Source organism: Microvirga sp. ACRRW (assembly GCF_022346925.1).
Classification (GTDB): domain Bacteria; phylum Pseudomonadota; class Alphaproteobacteria; order Rhizobiales; family Beijerinckiaceae; genus Microvirga.
The window spans coordinates 412,136-428,567 of record NZ_JAKRNJ010000002.1; the positions used below are offsets into that span (position 1 = coordinate 412,136).

General features: G+C 61.3%; 15 protein-coding genes. 4 read left to right on the forward strand and 11 right to left on the reverse strand.

Annotation, left to right across the window (positions count from 1 at the left end; all coding sequences use genetic code 11):
- Positions 1-12: 12 nt before the first annotated feature.
- A complete protein-coding gene (locus MHY87_RS06115; RefSeq protein WP_239350395.1) occupies positions 13-249 on the forward strand; it encodes a hypothetical protein in 237 nt (78 codons plus the stop codon).
- A 28-nt stretch (positions 250-277) separates the two neighbouring features.
- Positions 278-826, forward strand: coding sequence for a hypothetical protein (locus MHY87_RS06120; RefSeq protein WP_239350397.1), 549 nt, complete (start codon positions 278-280; stop codon positions 824-826).
- A 76-nt stretch (positions 827-902) separates the two neighbouring features.
- Here the strand turns inward: MHY87_RS06120 and MHY87_RS06125 are convergent, their stop codons facing one another.
- Complete coding sequence (locus tag MHY87_RS06125) at positions 903-1,097, reverse strand: general stress protein (protein WP_091129372.1); 195 nt, start codon at positions 1,095-1,097, stop codon at positions 903-905.
- A 558-nt stretch (positions 1,098-1,655) separates the two neighbouring features.
- On the opposite strand from MHY87_RS06125, the gene MHY87_RS06130 reads away from it, so the two are divergent.
- A complete protein-coding gene (locus tag MHY87_RS06130) occupies positions 1,656-2,078 on the forward strand; it encodes an HIT family protein (protein ID WP_239350399.1) in 423 nt (140 codons plus the stop codon).
- A gap of 40 nt (positions 2,079-2,118) precedes the next feature.
- On the opposite strand, the gene glpK is transcribed toward MHY87_RS06130, so the two are convergent.
- From glpK to MHY87_RS06150, 4 genes are read right to left on the reverse strand one after another with little or no spacing between them, the layout of a single operon-like run.
- Positions 2,119-3,615, reverse strand: coding sequence for a glycerol kinase GlpK (gene glpK, locus MHY87_RS06135; protein WP_239350401.1), 1,497 nt, complete (start codon positions 3,613-3,615; stop codon positions 2,119-2,121).
- Between the two features lie 18 nt (positions 3,616-3,633).
- Complete coding sequence (locus tag MHY87_RS06140; protein WP_239350403.1) at positions 3,634-5,154, reverse strand: glycerol-3-phosphate dehydrogenase; 1,521 nt, start codon at positions 5,152-5,154, stop codon at positions 3,634-3,636.
- A 53-nt stretch (positions 5,155-5,207) separates the two neighbouring features.
- A complete protein-coding gene (locus tag MHY87_RS06145; RefSeq protein WP_239350404.1) occupies positions 5,208-6,440 on the reverse strand; it encodes an MFS transporter in 1,233 nt (410 codons plus the stop codon).
- A gap of 40 nt (positions 6,441-6,480) precedes the next feature.
- Positions 6,481-7,116, reverse strand: coding sequence for an HAD-IA family hydrolase (locus MHY87_RS06150; RefSeq protein WP_239350405.1), 636 nt, complete (start codon positions 7,114-7,116; stop codon positions 6,481-6,483).
- A gap of 304 nt (positions 7,117-7,420) precedes the next feature.
- Here MHY87_RS06150 and MHY87_RS06155 point away from each other — a divergent pair, with 304 nt between their 5' ends.
- Positions 7,421-8,908, forward strand: a complete 1,488-nt coding sequence (locus MHY87_RS06155; RefSeq protein ID WP_239350406.1) for a DEAD/DEAH box helicase — start codon at positions 7,421-7,423, stop codon at positions 8,906-8,908.
- Positions 8,909-8,958: 50 nt separating this feature from the next.
- Here the strand turns inward: MHY87_RS06155 and MHY87_RS06160 are convergent, their stop codons facing one another.
- The 6 genes from MHY87_RS06160 to MHY87_RS06185 form a co-directional block, all read right to left on the reverse strand.
- On the reverse strand, positions 8,959-9,981 hold the full coding sequence (locus tag MHY87_RS06160) for a hypothetical protein (RefSeq protein ID WP_239350407.1): 1,023 nt from the start codon (positions 9,979-9,981) through the stop codon (positions 8,959-8,961).
- An 86-nt stretch (positions 9,982-10,067) separates the two neighbouring features.
- A complete protein-coding gene (locus tag MHY87_RS06165) occupies positions 10,068-10,457 on the reverse strand; it encodes a VOC family protein (protein ID WP_239350408.1) in 390 nt (129 codons plus the stop codon).
- An 11-nt stretch (positions 10,458-10,468) separates the two neighbouring features.
- The gene (locus tag MHY87_RS06170; protein WP_239350409.1) at positions 10,469-11,632 is read right to left on the reverse strand and encodes an ABC transporter permease; all 1,164 of its coding nucleotides are present in this window, start codon (positions 11,630-11,632) and stop codon (positions 10,469-10,471) included.
- Positions 11,629-12,648, reverse strand: a complete 1,020-nt coding sequence (locus MHY87_RS06175; RefSeq protein WP_239350410.1) for an ABC transporter permease — start codon at positions 12,646-12,648, stop codon at positions 11,629-11,631. The genes MHY87_RS06170 and MHY87_RS06175 overlap by 4 nt, the downstream gene beginning before the upstream one ends.
- Positions 12,645-14,552 (reverse strand): ABC transporter substrate-binding protein, encoded by a 1,908-nt coding sequence (locus tag MHY87_RS06180; protein ID WP_239350411.1) that lies wholly within the window; start codon positions 14,550-14,552, stop codon positions 12,645-12,647. The genes MHY87_RS06175 and MHY87_RS06180 overlap by 4 nt, the downstream gene beginning before the upstream one ends.
- Positions 14,549-16,417, reverse strand: a complete 1,869-nt coding sequence (locus MHY87_RS06185; protein ID WP_239350413.1) for an ABC transporter ATP-binding protein — start codon at positions 16,415-16,417, stop codon at positions 14,549-14,551. Before MHY87_RS06185 ends, MHY87_RS06180 begins: the two co-directional genes overlap by 4 nt.
- Positions 16,418-16,432 lie beyond the last annotated feature (15 nt).

Here is a 16,432-nt window from a genome sequence, read left to right on the forward strand (position 1 = left end):
GCGGAGACGACGATGACTGCGACCAATGAATTGGATGCGGCCTTGTGCCAGGAGGAACTGCCGGACGAGTTCTCCCGGCTCGCTTCGAGCTCGTCTGCCCGTGAAAAGCCGAATGTGGCCTGGATGCTCAGCGGCATTGTCGCCGCCTGCCAGCAGGACGAGGTCACGTGTCCCCTCATGCTGAGAAGGCACCTTGTCGTGCCTGCCTTGTCTTGGGGAGCAACTCCGGGCGTCCAGCGCAATCCGTAAGCTTCAAACCGTTTTTAGGCTTGTTTTGATGTCAGAAGTATTCCCGCATTCAGTTCAACCCGATCCTATTGCCGTCCTCTTTCATCCCAGTGCCGTGCCGGTGCTGGATGTCTTTCGGTCCATCGGCAGTCTCGACGATCAGTACGATCTGTCGCTGCTGGATGCTCCTGAGCAGGCGCTTTCATCCTTCGTTGAGCCGGCTGCGGCCAAAGGGATCGTATCGGATGCCCTGCTTTTGGCCTTTGCGCTCACCCGTCAGCGGGGGAGGGCTTTCAATCATCGGCAGGTCCGCTCACGTCACGGAAGTTTCGACGAGTATTGCCTCATGGCCTTGATAGGTGCGTCGCGGCAGCCCGGTTCGGATGTGGCCCGGGAGGCTTCGGTTTTCCTGGAGGTATCGCCGCTGGATCTTCTGTCCGCCCTTGCTGGGGAGCTTGCAAGACATATCGATCTTGGAACGATCGTCTTCCCGATGCCCGATGTGAGCGAGTTCAGGGCGGTCGTCGGGGTCGAAGGCGTACGACAGGAGGCAATCGTCGAGGCCTTCGACCGGTCCGGGCGTCATTTCAGCTTCTGATATCTTTGGCGACTTGCAGAAACGCCAAATAAAGGGGCCGCTGAGCGGCCCCTTTGAATATGGGAACTGGAACGGGTTATTCCTGGTTGCCGCGCGTGTTGCCCGAGGCCTGCCCGCCCTTGCGGCCTGCCTCGGAGGCAAGCTCTCGGTCCTGCGAGAAAGACCTTTTCTCAGCCGGAACGCTCTTGCCGCCTTTACTTGCGATTTCACGCTGGCGGTCAGAATCCATGGATGCGAAACCGCGCTTTGAAGTCGAACCACTGGGCGCCATCTTATGCCTCCTTCATGAATTGTGTTCGTGGTTGAACAACCACTCGCAAATTCGATGGTTCCGGCCAGAAGGGCGGAACCTTTGCAAAAAAGTTCTCATGAATAAAAGCAATCGAGATGAAGAACCTATTCCGCTTTGATTGCTACGCTTAAATAATGGCCGAGTTTTGTTGTTTGTGCCTTCGGTCGTGAGGGGTGCGACAATCTGGAATGACACAGCAAAGGGGCAAATCTATTTAAGAAGTTAAGACGGTGTCGGCTTTAGTATTTTGTGTCGGTTGAGTCGAATGCAGAGTTTGCAAGCATTCCCGTTGCCGCGCCGTCCTTTAAACCGGGCGCGTTTCAACGTTAATATTCTGAAAATTGCCTCATGATGTCCGATAACCGCTTAGGTTTGACGCTGAGCTTCCCTGTCCGGCCATGGATTGACTCGATACAGAATTCTTGGCTCCAAGGCTTTCTTCTGAGAAATCCAGGGCTGGAGCGGGCATGCGGGCCGTTTCCGGGAAGCAATGGGCCGGTATATGAATGCCATGACCATGCATGATGAGAGGGCAGAATGACCTACGACGACAACAACGTGTTCGCGAAGATCCTCAAGGGCGAGCTGCCGTGCCACAAGGTCTATGAGACCGAGCATGTGTTGGCCTTCATGGACATCATGCCTCGCGGCGACGGGCATGTGCTGGTCGTGCCCAAGGCGAAGTCCCGCAACATCTTCGATGCGAAGCCGGACGATCTCGCGGAGCTCTCGAAGGCCGTCCAGGTCGTAGCCCGCGCGGCGAAGGACGCTTTCTCCGCCGACGGTCTGACGATCCAGCAGTTCAACGAGAGCGCAGGCGGACAGGTGGTGTTCCACCTGCATGTCCATGTCATTCCGCGCTTCGAGGGCGTGCCTCTGAAGCCTCATACGGGCCAGATGGAAGCCAACGACAAGCTGGCCGGATTTGCCGAAAAGATCCGTGCAGCGCTCAACGGCTGATGCCGATACGAAAAAGCGGCCCTTAGGGCCGCTTTTTTCTTTAGTCAGCCCAGTCGAGCGAGCGGGCGACGGCTTTGTCCCATTCCGCGTTGAGGCGGGAGCGGCGGGCTGCATCCATGGCGGGGGTCCAACGTTTGTCGATGGCCCAATTGCGCAAGAGGTCGTCCTTGCCCGCCCAGAAGCCGACCGCGAGGCCTGCCGCATAGGCTGCTCCCAACGCGGTGGTCTCGATGATCACCGGACGGACGACGGGCACGTTGAGGATGTCTGCCTGAAACTGCATGAGCAGCTCGTTGACCACCATGCCGCCATCGGTGCGCAGCTCTTTGACCGCGATGCCCGTATCCTTGGTCATAGCTTCCAGCACCTCGCGGGTCTGGAAGGCGGTGGCCTCGAGCGCCGCGCGGGCGATATGGGCCTTGGTGGCATAACGGGTCAGGCCGCCGATCAGACCGCGCGCATGGGAGTTCCAGTGCGGCGCGTAAAGACCTGAGAAGGCAGGCACGATGGTGACGCCGCCATTGTCCTCGACGCTGCGGGCCAGGGTCTCGATCTCGGGGCTCGCCTGGATGATGCCGAGATTGTCGCGCAGCCACTGCACGAGAGCGCCCGCAATGGCGATGGAGCCTTCCAGCGCATAGACCGGCTTCTCGTTGCCGAACTTGTAACCCATGGTCGTGAGCAGCCCGCACTTGGACGGGTAGGGCGTCTCGCCAGTGTTCATGAGCATGAAGCAGCCGGTGCCGTAGGTGTTCTTGGCTTCGCCCGGCTGGAAGCAGGCCTGGCCCACGAGAGCGGCCTGCTGGTCACCGAGAATGCCTGCAATCGGCACACCCGCCAGATTGTCCTTGGCGATGCCGTAGACCTCGCTCGACGACTTGATCTGCGGTAGGCAGGCCCGGGGAATATTGAAGAGAGAGAGAATCTCCTCATCCCATTCGAGGCTTGCCAGGTTCATAAGCTGCGTGCGGCTGGCATTGGTCACATCGGTGATGTGGCAGCCGTCGTTCACGCCGCCCGTCAGGTTCCAGACGAGCCAGGTGTCGATATTGCCGAACAGCACATCGCCAGCTTCCGCTTTCTCACGCGCGCCGGGAACGTTGTCGAGCAGCCACCGCAGCTTGAGGCCGGAGAAGTAGCTTGCGAGCGGAAGGCCTGTCTTAGTGCGCAGGCGGTCATGCCCACCATCCTTCGCGAACTCGTCGACGATTGCGTCGACGCGCGTGTCTTGCCAGACGAGCGCATTGTGCAAAGGCTTGCCGGTGCGCCTGTCCCAGATCAGCGTGGTCTCACGCTGGTTGGTGATGCCGATGGCAGCGAGTTCCTGAGGCTTCAGGCCTCCCTTCGCCAGAGCCTCCTGAATCACGCTTTCCGTGTTGCGCCAGATCTCAAGCGGATCATGCTCCACATAGCCGGGCTTGGGATAGATCTGCGCGTGCTCCTTCTGTCCGACGGAGACGATGCTTCCCGCCTTGTCGAACACGATGAAGCGCGAGCTCGTCGTGCCTTGATCGATTGCGCCGATATACTGAGCCATGGGCAGGCCTTCCGATGCTTACTGAGCCGCGATGGATGCTGCTTTCTGTTTCGCGATATGCGCATCGATCCTGGCTGCGGCGTCGGCCGGAACATGCAGGCCGAGCTTGGAGCGGCGCCAGAGAATGTCCTCTGCGGTGCGCGCCCATTCGCGGCGCACGAGGTAGTCGACTTCCGCCGCCGTCAGGCCCGCGCCGAAATCCTCGCCCAGGTCTGCCATGGACTTGGCCTCGCCCAGCAATTCGAGAATGCGCGTGCCGTAGGCGCGCGACAGGCGGTAGGCGACCTGCTCGGGCAGGAACGACCAGCGCTGGCGCACGGTGGCGAAGAACTTGTCGAAATCGGCGTCGATGATGTCGCCGCCCGGCATCTTGGCGGTTTCCGTCCAGGACGGCTTCATGTCCGGGAAATAGGCCTTCAGCTCTTCGAGGGCGTGCTCCGAGAGCTTGCGGAACGTGGTGATCTTGCCGCCGAAGATCGACAGCACGGGAGCCTGTCCTTCCGGCGCGTCCATGTCGAACACATAGTCGCGGGTCACGGCGGAGGCGTTGGACGAGCCGTCGTCGAAGAGCGGACGCACCCCGGAATAGCTCCACACCACTTCCGCCGGCGTGACCTGCTTCTTGAAGAAGTGGTTCACGATGTTGCAGAGGTACTGCACCTCCTCCGGGCTGATCTCCACCTTCTTGTCTGGCACGGACTCGACCGGAATGTCGGTGGTGCCGATGAGGGTGAACTTCTCCTGGTAGGGGATCGCGAACACGATGCGCTTGTCCGTGTTCTGCAGGATGAAAGCTTCCTTGGTGTCGAAGAGCTTCGGCACAACGATGTGGCTGCCCTTCACGAGGCGCACGTTCTTCGTGGTGTTGAGGCCGAGCTTGGAATTGAGCACGTCCGCCACGAAGGGGCCGCCCGCATTGACGATGACCTTGGCGCGGACTTCCTGGGTTTCGCCGGTCTGGGTGTTCTGCAAGCTGGCCACCCAGACCTTGCCGTCGCGGCGCGCGGAGACGAGCTTGGTGCGCACGCGGATATCGGCGCCCTTCTCGGAGGCGTCGATGGCGTTCAGCGCCACCATGCGGCTGTCCTCGACCCAGCAATCCGAATAGACGAAGGCGGTGTCGAAGCCGGGCTTCAGGCCCTGGCCGGCTGCGTGCTTGGTGAGCTTGATGGTTTCCGTGCCCGGCAGTTTCTTGCGCGGGGCGAGGTGGTCGTAGAGGAAGAGGCCGAGGCGCACGAACCAGGCCGGGCGGATGCCCTTCTCGTGCGGCAGGATGAAGCGCAGCGGCCAGATGATGTGCGGAGCGGAGTTCAGCAGGCGCTCACGCTCGAACAGGGCCTCGCGGACCAGGCGGAACTCGTAATACTCCAGATAGCGCAGGCCGCCATGGATAAGCTTGGTCGAGGCTGAGGAAGTATAGCCCGCCAGATCGCCCTGCTCGCAGAGCACCACGGAAAGGCCCCGGCCCACCGCATCGCGCGCGATGCCCGCGCCATTGATGCCGCCACCGATGATGAGGAGATCAGTTACTGCCGTCACGGAACGCGTCTTTCTCTAAACCAGGCAATTTCAGTCAGTTTGCAATGAGTTCTTTAGCCGCCTAACGCAAGCGAATTTTCGGGGTTATCACGCCCCTTTTGCAACAAAAGCACGGCCAGGAAGAACCCTAGGGAACAGATGGACATGCCTAAGCACAGGATCATGACCGAACTGTAACTGCCCCACCACGCCCAGAGCGCTCCGAACAGGAAGGGAGCGGCGGCCGTGGTCAGGCGCACGGGCATGGCGATCATCCCCTGGACGGTGCCGTAGCTTTCCCGTCCGAACAGCTCAGGAGGCAGGAGGGCGCGTACGATGGTCATCATGCCGTTGGAGGCGCCGAACAGCATCGCGAAGGCGGCCACCAGCCAGGAGCCGGGAGGAAGCAGCGGCAGGAGCCCGAAAGCAAGGACACCAAGGCCCAATGTGACGATTCCGGTGCCCTTCATGCCGAAAGCGCGCTCTCCCAGCGCCATCGTCATCCGTCCTGCCACCTGAGCGGGACCGATGATGGAGAAAGCGATCACGGCCATCTCCAGGCTATAGCCTCTTTCGGTAAGGAGCGGGATCAGGTGGATGGGCAGGCCTGCTGCGATGAGGCCCTGAAGAACCGAAGAGGTGACGAAGCACCAGAAGGAGGCTTTGAGAAGCACGCGGCGGGCGTTTTGCGGAAGCGCGCGGGGTTCATCGGCATGAGAGGGCAAGGACGGCTTCAGGGCCGGCGGAATGAAAACCGCATGCACGACCGCGCAGACGAAGAGATTGAAAGCGGCGAGCACCAGGAGGGCATTGCGCCAACCGAGGTGCTCGACAAGCAGATGGGTGAGGGGAATGAAGACCGTGCTCGCGAAGCCGCCGACCAGGGTCATGAAGGTGATGCCCCGTCGCGTGAGAAACCCGAGCCTGCGGGCCAAGACCGCAAAGCCCGGCTCGTAGAACACGCTGCTCATGGAAAGGCCGAAGGCCGCCCACACGGCGATGAAAACCGGATAGCTTTCGATCCGTGACCAGATCACCATCAGGGCCGCGGCCAGAACCGAGCCTGCCGTCATGACTGTGCGGCCATAGCCAAGGTCGATGAGACGCCCAACCGGCACGGCGAAGAAGGCGGAAGTGCCGAGCGCCAGCGAATAAGCGGCCACGAGTTCCGACTTGTCCCAGCCAAGCTCCTGGCTCATCGGCTCTATGAAAAGAGCGAAGGCATAGAAGATCGTACCGTAGGAGATCAGGACGCTCAGGGACAGAGCGGAGACAAAACCCCAGGGCATGCGGGTGGGGGAAGACATGATCGTTCTTTCGGGCTCGGATGGCGAACGGAAGATGGGATCAGAATTGAAGCCTGAAACCGCCTGAAGGGTCTCTTAATGGATCGACCTGCCGGAAGCTTGAAATCCAGCTGTCGGCGAGGTGGGACAAATGGCTCGCGGAGCCGATGCCCACGACCTTTGCTCCTGCCTGACGTCCTGCTTCCAGCCCTGCCTGAGCATCCTCGAAGACAATGGCGTCTGCCGCGGCACAGCCAAGGTGCTGCGCAGCCTTGCGATACCCCTCTGGATCGGGCTTGCTCCGCGATACGTCTTCCGCCGCGATCAGTGTCCTGGGTTGAGGCAGCCCCGCAGCAGCCAGCCATTGTTCTGCGATGAAACGCTTCGCGGACGTCACGATGGCCCATTCATAAGGCTCGAGCTGAGCAAGGAAGGCCTTCGCTCCCGGCGTTGCCTTGATGCCTTTCGTCTCCCTGGCAGCCTGCTCGTTGACCCAAGCCGTCTCCGCTTCCTGATCGACGCCGCCCGGCGCGAAGAGGCGAATGGTCTCCGCGGCCTGCCGCCCGTGGGCCTTGGCAAGAACGGCATGCCCGTCGATGCCGTGCCTGCCGGCCCAGCGGTGCCAGATCTCCTCGATCACTCCGTTCGAGTCGATCAAGGTGCCGTCCATATCGAACAGGAAGACCTTCCCCCGCATTGCCCCAGTTCCCTTAGCCGTCGTTTCCGTCCGAAACTTTATGTCAGCCTCTGAGGTTGACGGATAGGCCTTTAACCCTCATATGAACGGCACGGCGTCAGCGCTCTTTATCCAGAGCCGCTTGAGCGGGACTGCGTGACGGAAATTCGCTTTGAGGCGAAAGCCCGGTCCCCTTCTTCAATCGCTTGACCCATACGACGGCCCCAACACGCGGGCTGTCGCCTTGAGAGCCCTGAAGCGCCTTAGCTTAGAACCCAAGCCGAACCAGCTTTGCGGCTCACCGCATCCGTTCGAAAGACACACTTTGACACTCTTTACCGATTTTGGATTGGCCGAGCCGATCCTGAAGGCCTTGTCCGCTGAGGGCTATGAGAAGCCCACGCCGATCCAGGCCCAGACCATTCCCTATGCCATGGAAGGCCGCGACGTGTGCGGCATCGCGCAGACCGGCACCGGCAAGACCGCTGCCTTTGCGCTGCCGATCCTGCACCGCCTCGCTGCGAACCCGAAGGCGCGCAAGCCGAAGAGCCCGCGCGTGCTCGTGTTGAGCCCGACCCGTGAACTCTCCGGCCAGATCGCCGACAGCTTCAAGGCCTATGGCCGCAACCTGCGCCTCACCACGGAAGTGGTGTTCGGCGGCGTCACCATCTCCCGCCAGGAGAAGGCGCTGGCGCATGGCGTCGACGTTCTCGTCGCAACGCCGGGCCGTCTCATCGACCTCGTGGATCGCCGCTCGTTGTCGCTTCGCGACATCGAGATCCTCGTTCTCGACGAGGCCGACCAGATGCTCGATCTCGGCTTCATCCATGCGCTGAGGCGCATTGTGACGCTGCTGCCGAAGGAGCGTCAGAGCCTGTTCTTCTCGGCCACCATGCCGAAGACGATCTCGACTCTGGCGGAGTCGTTCCTGCGCAATCCGGCCCATGTGGCGGTGACGCCCGTTGCCACCACCGCCGAGCGCGTGGAGCAGAGCGTGATCTTCGTGCAGACGGGCCGCAAGCAGGTTCTGCTCGAGACTCTCCTGCGCGATCCAGCTATTGATCGCGTGCTTGTCTTCACCCGCACCAAGCACGGCGCGGACAAGGTGGTGCGCGGCCTCGACAAGGCCGGCATTTCGGGCGCCGCCATTCACGGCAACAAGTCGCAGCCGCAGCGCGAGCGTGCGCTCGCCGGTTTCCGCGACGGCTCGTGCCGTGTGCTCGTCGCCACCGACATCGCCGCGCGCGGCATCGACGTTGAAGGCGTGACGCACGTCATCAACTACGATCTGCCGAACGTCCCGGAATCCTACGTGCACCGCATCGGCCGTACCGCGCGCGCAGGTGCGACGGGTCTTGCCATCTCGTTCTGCAACGACGAGGAAAAGGCGTACCTGAAGGACATCGAAAAGCTGACGCGCCTGAAGGTGCCGGTCATGCCGCTGCCGGAAGGCTTGCCTGCCGCTCCGCCTCCGTCGGAGAACAATGATCGCCGCGATCACCAGCGCGGTCGTCCCGCGCCGCATGCGCGTGGACATCAGGGCCACGGGCAGCCCCGCAACAGCGATCCGAATGCCGACAAGGGCCCAAAGCGTCGTCGCGGTCGTGGCGGCAAGCCCGGCGGACAGCAGCAGGGCAACGGACAGGCTGCCGGTCAGCAGCAGCGTCCCGCTCAAGGCCAGAAGCCTGCCCAGGGCCAGCGCCCGCAGCAGCCTCAGCGCTCAGCGCAGGGCAAGCCCGCACAGCGCTCCGAAGGACGCCGTGGTGATGGCGCGCAGGTGGCATGGCTCGAGAAGAGCCCGCGCCGCCGCTGATTAAGAACAGAGTGAAATGAAGAAGGCGCCTGAAAGGGCGCCTTTTCTTTTTATGTGAAGTTGGCAGTGTTGAACATCAGCTTCCACTCATGGCCATCGTGATAGGCCGCACGACCTTCGCCTGCGAGAAGCATGACGCCGTCCGCGACCGCGAGATTGCCGGAGCATAGGGTGATCTCTTCGGACACATCGCAGGGCCGCACCTCGTCGTTCACGATTTCCCAGAGACCATAATCCGATGTGCAGTAAACGCGATCCTGGAACCAAACCATGTCCTTGAAGGAGCTGGATAGCCGATCGTCGTGAATCAGCTTCCATTTCTCGTTGCGTCCCTTCCAGACACTTCCATCGGGGCCGCCGATATAGACGTATCCGTCGCCTGCGCAGCAGACTGAATGGAGAGGGACGCGAGCCACCTTGCTGCCGGCCTTCGTCAAGAAGTTCGAGGCCTCGCTGTGATTGCCCGGAACGTCGATCTGGGTCCAGCTTGCGCCGTCGAAGCGCCAGACATCGCTTTGCCCGCCGACGCAGTAAACCTCGCCGTCGTCAAAGGCATCGAAGTCGTTGAAGCCGTAAGCGTCTCCGAAGCCGTCAGGATCGGGTTTGATCGGCAGGTTCCCGCATAGGGAAGTCCAAAGATTGGTGCCGTCCCGGCGCGCCAATCCGCGATTGTTCGAGCATATGTGGGTGAACCCATTGATGGTTCTGACGCGATTGACCGATCCCCGGATCGGTCCGGTGCGGCCTCCGGGAATATCCTCGATCTCCATCTTGCCGCCGCCGACCACCATGACCTGTCCGCCTCTGTCCACGCCGACGAACTTTGACTCAGGATTTTGGGAGGTGCCTGCAAGGGTCCTACTGTAGCCCGTATAATTAATGTGTCCCCAGCGTTTCTCTATCTCTTCAAAAAAGTACGGGATGACGCGGGTCGTGAGATCGCTTTCCGGACGCGCACGATTAGGGCTGTCCGCAATCGCCACAAAGTAAAAGGCATCCCTGGAGCGGATGGCGCAGCCGGTGATCCTAAAGCCTTTGAGATGTTTGTCGTATTCGGCTTGGTTCATCAACATGTCGCCACATCCGTATATGAATCATTGTTTCATACCCGGGTGTGGCATCATCATGCAACGTCTTCAGCGGCTTGGTCTGTCAGCGCTCAATAATTCCCGACATTGATGATGTTTCCGTCGGGGTCCTTGAACCATGTCACTCGCATGCGACCTGACACATGGATGTCGCCTTCCAGTGTCGTGCCGGGCATGTCGTAATGTTCGAAGATGACGCCCTTCGCCTTGAGATCGGCCACGATGGCGTCGAGATCGTCGCCCACGGGCCATGTGACGGCGGTGGCTTGGTTGGTGCCCGCGAATGCGGATTCATAGACAATGATTGTCGAAGAGCCTGCGCGATAAGCCTGCACGCCGCTTTCTTCGGTATCGAGGGGTTCAAGCCCGAGCTTTTGTTCGTAGAAGGTTTTCGCTCTCGCCAGATCCTTCACCGGAACTGTCGCCAGGGCATCCTTGGTCGCAAGCTTCGAACCGGCCATCTCAGTCTCCGTCAGTGATAAGGGTCGGCCGCATCGCGCAATCCGTCGCCCATGAAGTTGAAGGCCAGCACGACGATAATTACCGGCACCATGGGGAAGAGCAGCCACGGATGAAGCTGCACGGCAGCGAGGTTCTGCGCCTCGTTGAGCAGAACGCCCCAGCTCGTAACCGGCGGACGAAGACCGAGGCCTAAGAAGGATAGCGCGGTTTCGCCGAGGATCATGGAAGGGATCGAGAGCGTCGCGGAAGCAATGAGATGACTCATGAAGTTCGGGATGAGATGGCGCGCGATGACGCGCTGCTTCGATGCGCCCATCAGCTCCGCCGCTTTCACGAAATCCTCCTCGCGCAGCGCCAGCAGTTTGGAGCGCACGGCGCGCGCCAGGCCGGGCCAATCGAGCAGGCCGAGGATGATCGTGATGCCGAAGAAGACGAGGATCGGGCTCCAGTTTGCCGGCAGCGCCGCGGAGAGCGCAAGCCATAGGGGCAATTCCGGCAACGAGCGCAATATCTCGATCATGCGCTGGATCACGTGATCGACCCATCCGCCGAGATAACCGGCCAACCCGCCGAAGAAGAGGCCGAGGGTGAACGATACCGCGATGCCGATGAGGCCGATGGTGAGCGAGATGCGCGCACCGTAGACGATGCGCGAGAAGAGGTCTCGTCCCAGCCTGTCAGTACCGAGAATGAACATCGTGCCGCCTTGAGGCGGGCAGACGAGATGCACATCCATGTTCACGACGCCCCAGAACTCGTAGGCGTCACCCCGACAGAAGAAGCGGATAGGTTGGGGCTGGGATCTATCGACCGTGTAGACTCGTCGGAACGTCTCGAGATCGAAGCTGTATTTGTAAGGGTAGACGAAGGGGCCGACGAAGCGTCCCTCATGCATCAAATGGATGCCCTGCGGCGGCGCATAAATGAAGTCGCCGTTGCGCTTTGTCTGGTTGTAGGGCGCGATCATCTCGACGAAAGGCACCATGAGGTAGAAGGCGAGCAGCACGAAGGCCGCGGCCAGGGCCACCTTGTGACGGCGGAATTTCCACCACATGAGCTGCCAGGACGAGGCGCGATAGAAATCCTCGCTCTCCGTGCCGATGGGCTCCGTGGTGCCCGGATCGAAGGGCGTCGGATCGACGTAATGACGTGCTTGGGTCGTCACCGTGTTCATCGCGCGCCTCCCATGCGGATGCGCGGATCGATCCAGGCGAGGAGAATATCGGAGACCAGCATGCCGACGACGGTGAGCACCGCCACGAACATCAGGATGAAGCCCGCGAGGAACTGATCCTGGTTCTTCAAGGCGCTGAGCAGAATGGGACCGACCGTCGGAAGGCTCAACACCAGCGACACCAGCACGGAGCCCGATACCAGATGCGGCAGCAGGTTGCCGATATCGGCGACGAAGGGATTGAGCGACATGCGGAAGGGATATTTCAGCAGCGCCTTCGTGGGGCCGAGGCCCTTGGCTTTCGCCGTCACGTAATATTGCTTGCCGAGTTCATCGAGCAGGTTCGCGCGCATGCGCCGGATCATGGAGGCGGTACCCGCAAGGCCGATCACGATGGTGGGGACGATGAGATGGGAGAGGAGCGATCTGATCTTCTCCCAGGTCCACGGCTCGCCCGCGAATTTCGCATCGTAGAGGCCGCCGATGGAAATGCCGAACCAGCGGTTCAGGTAGTAGAGCAGGATGAGAGCAAGCAGGAAGCTCGGCGTCGCAAGGCCGATATAGCCGATGAAGGTCGCGAGATAATCGCCCACCGAATATTGGCGCGTGGCGGAATAGATCGCGATCGGGATCGAGACGATGTGAATGAAGATCACCGCTGCGAGGTTCACGAGAAGCGTGAGCCATAAGGCATCGCCCACCACATCCACCACCGGCTTGTCGTATTCGAAGGACCAGCCCCAATCGCCCTGCAGAAGGCCTGAGAAGCCGTTGGGGCCGGGCATCGCGCCGATCCAGATCAGGTATTGCTCCCAGGCTGGACGGTCGAGGCCGTATTGCTTGATCAGGAACTCCGCCTTCGCAATGGCAGCACTGTCTCCTTGTGATCGCAGTTCCTGGATCAGGTTCGACAGGAAGTCTCCCGGCGGCAACTTGATGATGAAGAAGACGAGCGCCGAGATGATGAACAGCGTGACGGCCATGGTCACGGAGCGACGCAACAAGAAGCGGATCATCGGCGGGCCTCTTTGCCGGCGGCCTTGTTCCAGTAGATCTCATCGACGCGGTAGATGCCGAGCATGGCCGTTGGCTCCCAGGAATAAAGCGCCTTTTCGGGCAGCCCCTGCAGGTGATTGCGCACAACGATGGGCTGCAAGGCGCCCGCCACCGTGCCGATCACCCATTGGTTTTCCGCGTGATTGAGCAGCATTTCTCGCCAGACTTTGTCCTGCACGGTCTCGTCGCCCGTCGACATCCATGTATCGTAGAGTTCGGACAGCCGCTTGGCTGCGGGCAGGTCGACGGCCTCGCCGTTCGCGCCTTTCGTCTCGATGTACTGGCCCCATTTTGGCCAGGAATAATTGTCCTGGCGCATGGGCGCGTATTCCGTCGGCGGCATGATGGCGGTGGGAATGGCGTTGTCGAATCCGGGAGCCGCCACCATTACGGTGAGGCCTGCAAACGAGCGGTTGCGCAGGACGGTGCGGTCCTGCGGCTTCACGAAGAGGCGCACGCCGATCTCGCGCCAGAACTCGCCGATGAGCGTCAGCCCATCCACCACGAGGCTGCTTTCGCCGTCCGTTTCTACGATAATCTCCAGCTCACGCCCGTCAGGCAGCAGGCGGTAGCCCGCGCCGTTGCGCTTCGTCAGGCCGATCTCGTCAAGAAGCCTTGAGGCCTCAGCCGGGTCGTATTGCGCATAGAGCGTGCGCAGATCCGGTGAGAAGAGCGGGCTCTCCTGCACGACCGTATTGTTACCTTCCGTTCCGAGGCCGAAGAGCAGGGCATTGTTCAGGGTCTTGCGGTCGATGCCGAGCGACAGGGCGCGGCGGAAGCGGACATCGCGGTTGAGCTGTTTCCAGACAGGATCGACGGTGTTGAGGTTGGGATAGAGCGCGAGTTCCGTGCCGCGCGCATAGGGCCAGATCAGTGTTCTGTAGCCCTGCAGCTTCTCGCCTTCTTTCAGAACCGGAATGTCGCTCATGGAAAGGCCACGGAACAGAAGATCCGTCTCTCCCGCATTGGCCTTGGCCGCGAACAGGCCGCTGGCGGAAACATCCATGACGATGCGGTCGGCGTAAGGCAGTTGATGACCCTGCTTGTCGATGCGGTGATAATAGGGGTTGCGCTCGAAGACGAAACGGTTTGCAGGAGCTGCGTTCGTCACGCGCCAGGGCATGAGGGTCGGCAGATCAGGGTTCGTCTGCTCCTTCATGTCGTCCATGCGGTTGTGAAGGGCCGCCCAGGATTTCAGCTTCTGCTGTTTCGCCTTTTCCTCAAGAGCCGCCTTGTCCGCGTATTTCGCGTGGAATTGCTTGAGATATTTCGAGGCGCGGTAGATCCCAGGGTCGAGGGGGGCGGCGAGCTGCGGCAGGAAGCGCGGATTGGGACTGTCCCAGCTATAGCGGACAGTCCGCTCGTCGAGCACCTCGAAGCGCGGGGGCTTTCCATCCACCAGCATGAATTCAGGCGGGCCGCTGGGTGAGAGATCCTTGTTGAGCGCGATGTCTTCCCAGTAATAGCGGAAATCATCCGCTGTGAACGGCGTGCCGTCCGACCAGCGATGGCCGGCGCGCAGCGTGAAGGTGAAAACCTGATCGCCTTGGCTGTCGATCTTTTCCAGCAGGTCGGGCTGGAGCTGCAGGTTTCTGTCGTAGCCGACGAGGCGCGTGTAGGAATAGGTCGAGATGTAACGGATATCGCGGGCGCGCGGCACGAGGGTGATGATGTCGCCGCCGGATTGTCCCGCAGATTCGACCACGAGCGGTGTCGAGGGAACACGCTCGGCAATGGGCGGGAGCTTCTTCTCTTGGGTCTTGAAGAAGGGCGTTTCCTGTAGCTCCATCGCTCCGGCGGGCAACACGAAAAGGTTGCACGCAAGAGCAAGAAGCAAGGACTTCATCCGCAGATGAGTGATCATTCCGCAGCCTCCTGCTCTCTGGCGCGTCCTAAGCGGATTTTGTGGCCGGGCTCGATCTCCTGCATCACGCCGAATTCGCCGTCCGGAATGCGGAAGGGCTCGGGCCACTCGGCGGGATTGGAGAAGCGGTCGGCGCGCAGTTTCGCGAAGTCGAGGGGACGGTCGAGATCCGGGTCCGGCACCGCGGCGAGAAGCGCCTGCGTGTAAGGATGAACCGGATTGCGGAAGAGCGAGGATTTAGGCGCTTCCTCGACGATGTAGCCCCGGCACATCACAGCGATGGTATCGGCGATGTAATCCACGACCGCTAGATTGTGCGACACGAAGAGATAGGAAAGCCCGAGGGCCGATTGCAGATCTTTGAGCAGGTTCAGAACCTGCGCCTGCACGGAAACATCGAGGGCGGAGATCGGCTCGTCGCACAACAGCACGCGCGGCTCCAGTGCCAAGGCCCGCGCGATGCCGAGGCGCTGGCGCTGTCCGCCCGAGAAGGAGTGCGGATAACGGCGCAAGGAACGCTGATCGAGCCCCACCATGTCGAGCAATTGCTTCACGCGCTCATAGCGCTCGTCAGGCGTGCCGATATCGTGGATGCGCAAGGGCTCGGTGAGGATCTCGTAGACCGTCATGCGCGGGTTGAGTGACGAGAACGGGTCTTGGAAGATGAACTGCACGGAGCGGCGATAGGCCGTCAGCTCATCGCCTTCGAGCTGGAAGACATCCTTCGGGCCCGTGCCGTCATCGAACAGCACGCGGCCCGCATCGGGCTTGAGCGCGCGCATGATCATCTTGGACACGGTGGTCTTGCCGCAGCCGGATTCGCCGACGAGTCCCAAGGTCCTGCCAACGGGCAACGAAAGATCGACCTTGTTGACGGCGTGGATAATCCTCGGCTTGCCGAAGAACCGGCCGGAGCGCAGCGTGTAGCACTTCGTCAGGCCTTCGGCCTTGAGGATCGGGCCTTGAGGTTCCGCCCTTTCGGGGGCATGGGCGCTGGCCAGCGTCGCGCTCTTCACCTCGCGGATCGGGGTCAGGCGCTCATTCTCAGCCATGGCGAAACGCGGCACGGCGCGCATGAGCGCTTTGAGATAGGCGTGCTGGGCGTTGCGGAAGATGTTCTCGCGCGGGCCTGCCTCCATGACCCTGCCGCGATACATGACGACGACCTCATCGGCGATGTTCGCCACCACGCCGAGATCGTGGGTAATCAGCAGCACCGACATGCCTGTCTCGGCCTGCAACTCCTTGATGAGGTCGAGGATCTGGGCCTGCGTCGTCACGTCGAGCGCGGTGGTCGGCTCGTCCGCGATCAGAAGGGCAGGGCGCGTGATCAGCGCCATGGCGATCATGGCACGTTGGCGTAACCCTCCCGAGAGTTCGAAAGGATAGGTGCGCAAGGCCCGCTTCGGATCGGGGAAACCTACGCGCGCAAGCACTTCCATGGTGCGCTGCAGCGCCTTTGCCTTGCTCACATCCGCATGGATCAGAAGCGCTTCCGAAATCTGGTCGCCGATGGTGTGCAGCGGCGAGAGCGAGGTCATCGGCTCCTGGAAGATCATGGCGATGCGTCCGCCCCGAAGCAGATGCATGGCCTCGCCCTCGGGTTTGAGGGACGCGATGTCGATGGGAGCCTGAAGGGCCGGATCGTCGAAACTGATGGAGCCGCCGGTGATCCGCGCCTTTTTCGACAGGATCTGGAGAATGGCCTGCGCCGTCACTGACTTGCCGGAGCCGGACTCGCCCACGAGCGCCACTGTCCTGCCCTTCGGGATGTCGAAGGACAAGCCGTCTACCGCCCGGAAATCCCCGGTATCGGTATGGAAATCGACCGTCAGCTGACGGATCGACAGGAGCGGCGCTTCCATAGGCTTCTCCAACGG

Coding starts and splice junctions, on each gene's coding strand:
- MHY87_RS06115 (WP_239350395.1), top strand. CDS start 13: ATGACTGCGACCAATGAATTGGATGCGGCCTTGTGCCAGGAGGAACTG.
- MHY87_RS06150 (WP_239350405.1), bottom strand. CDS start 7,116: ATGCGGGGGAAGGTCTTCCTGTTCGATATGGACGGCACCTTGATCGAC.
- MHY87_RS06170 (WP_239350409.1), bottom strand. CDS start 11,632: ATGAACACGGTGACGACCCAAGCACGTCATTACGTCGATCCGACGCCC.
- MHY87_RS06125 (WP_091129372.1), bottom strand. CDS start 1,097: ATGGCGCCCAGTGGTTCGACTTCAAAGCGCGGTTTCGCATCCATGGAT.
- MHY87_RS06175 (WP_239350410.1), bottom strand. CDS start 12,648: ATGATCCGCTTCTTGTTGCGTCGCTCCGTGACCATGGCCGTCACGCTG.
- MHY87_RS06120 (WP_239350397.1), top strand. CDS start 278: ATGTCAGAAGTATTCCCGCATTCAGTTCAACCCGATCCTATTGCCGTC.
- MHY87_RS06130 (WP_239350399.1), top strand. CDS start 1,656: ATGACCTACGACGACAACAACGTGTTCGCGAAGATCCTCAAGGGCGAG.
- MHY87_RS06160 (WP_239350407.1), bottom strand. CDS start 9,981: ATGTTGATGAACCAAGCCGAATACGACAAACATCTCAAAGGCTTTAGG.
- glpK (WP_239350401.1), bottom strand. CDS start 3,615: ATGGCTCAGTATATCGGCGCAATCGATCAAGGCACGACGAGCTCGCGC.
- MHY87_RS06165 (WP_239350408.1), bottom strand. CDS start 10,457: ATGGCCGGTTCGAAGCTTGCGACCAAGGATGCCCTGGCGACAGTTCCG.
- MHY87_RS06185 (WP_239350413.1), bottom strand. CDS start 16,417: ATGGAAGCGCCGCTCCTGTCGATCCGTCAGCTGACGGTCGATTTCCAT.
- MHY87_RS06145 (WP_239350404.1), bottom strand. CDS start 6,440: ATGTCTTCCCCCACCCGCATGCCCTGGGGTTTTGTCTCCGCTCTGTCC.
- MHY87_RS06180 (WP_239350411.1), bottom strand. CDS start 14,552: ATGATCACTCATCTGCGGATGAAGTCCTTGCTTCTTGCTCTTGCGTGC.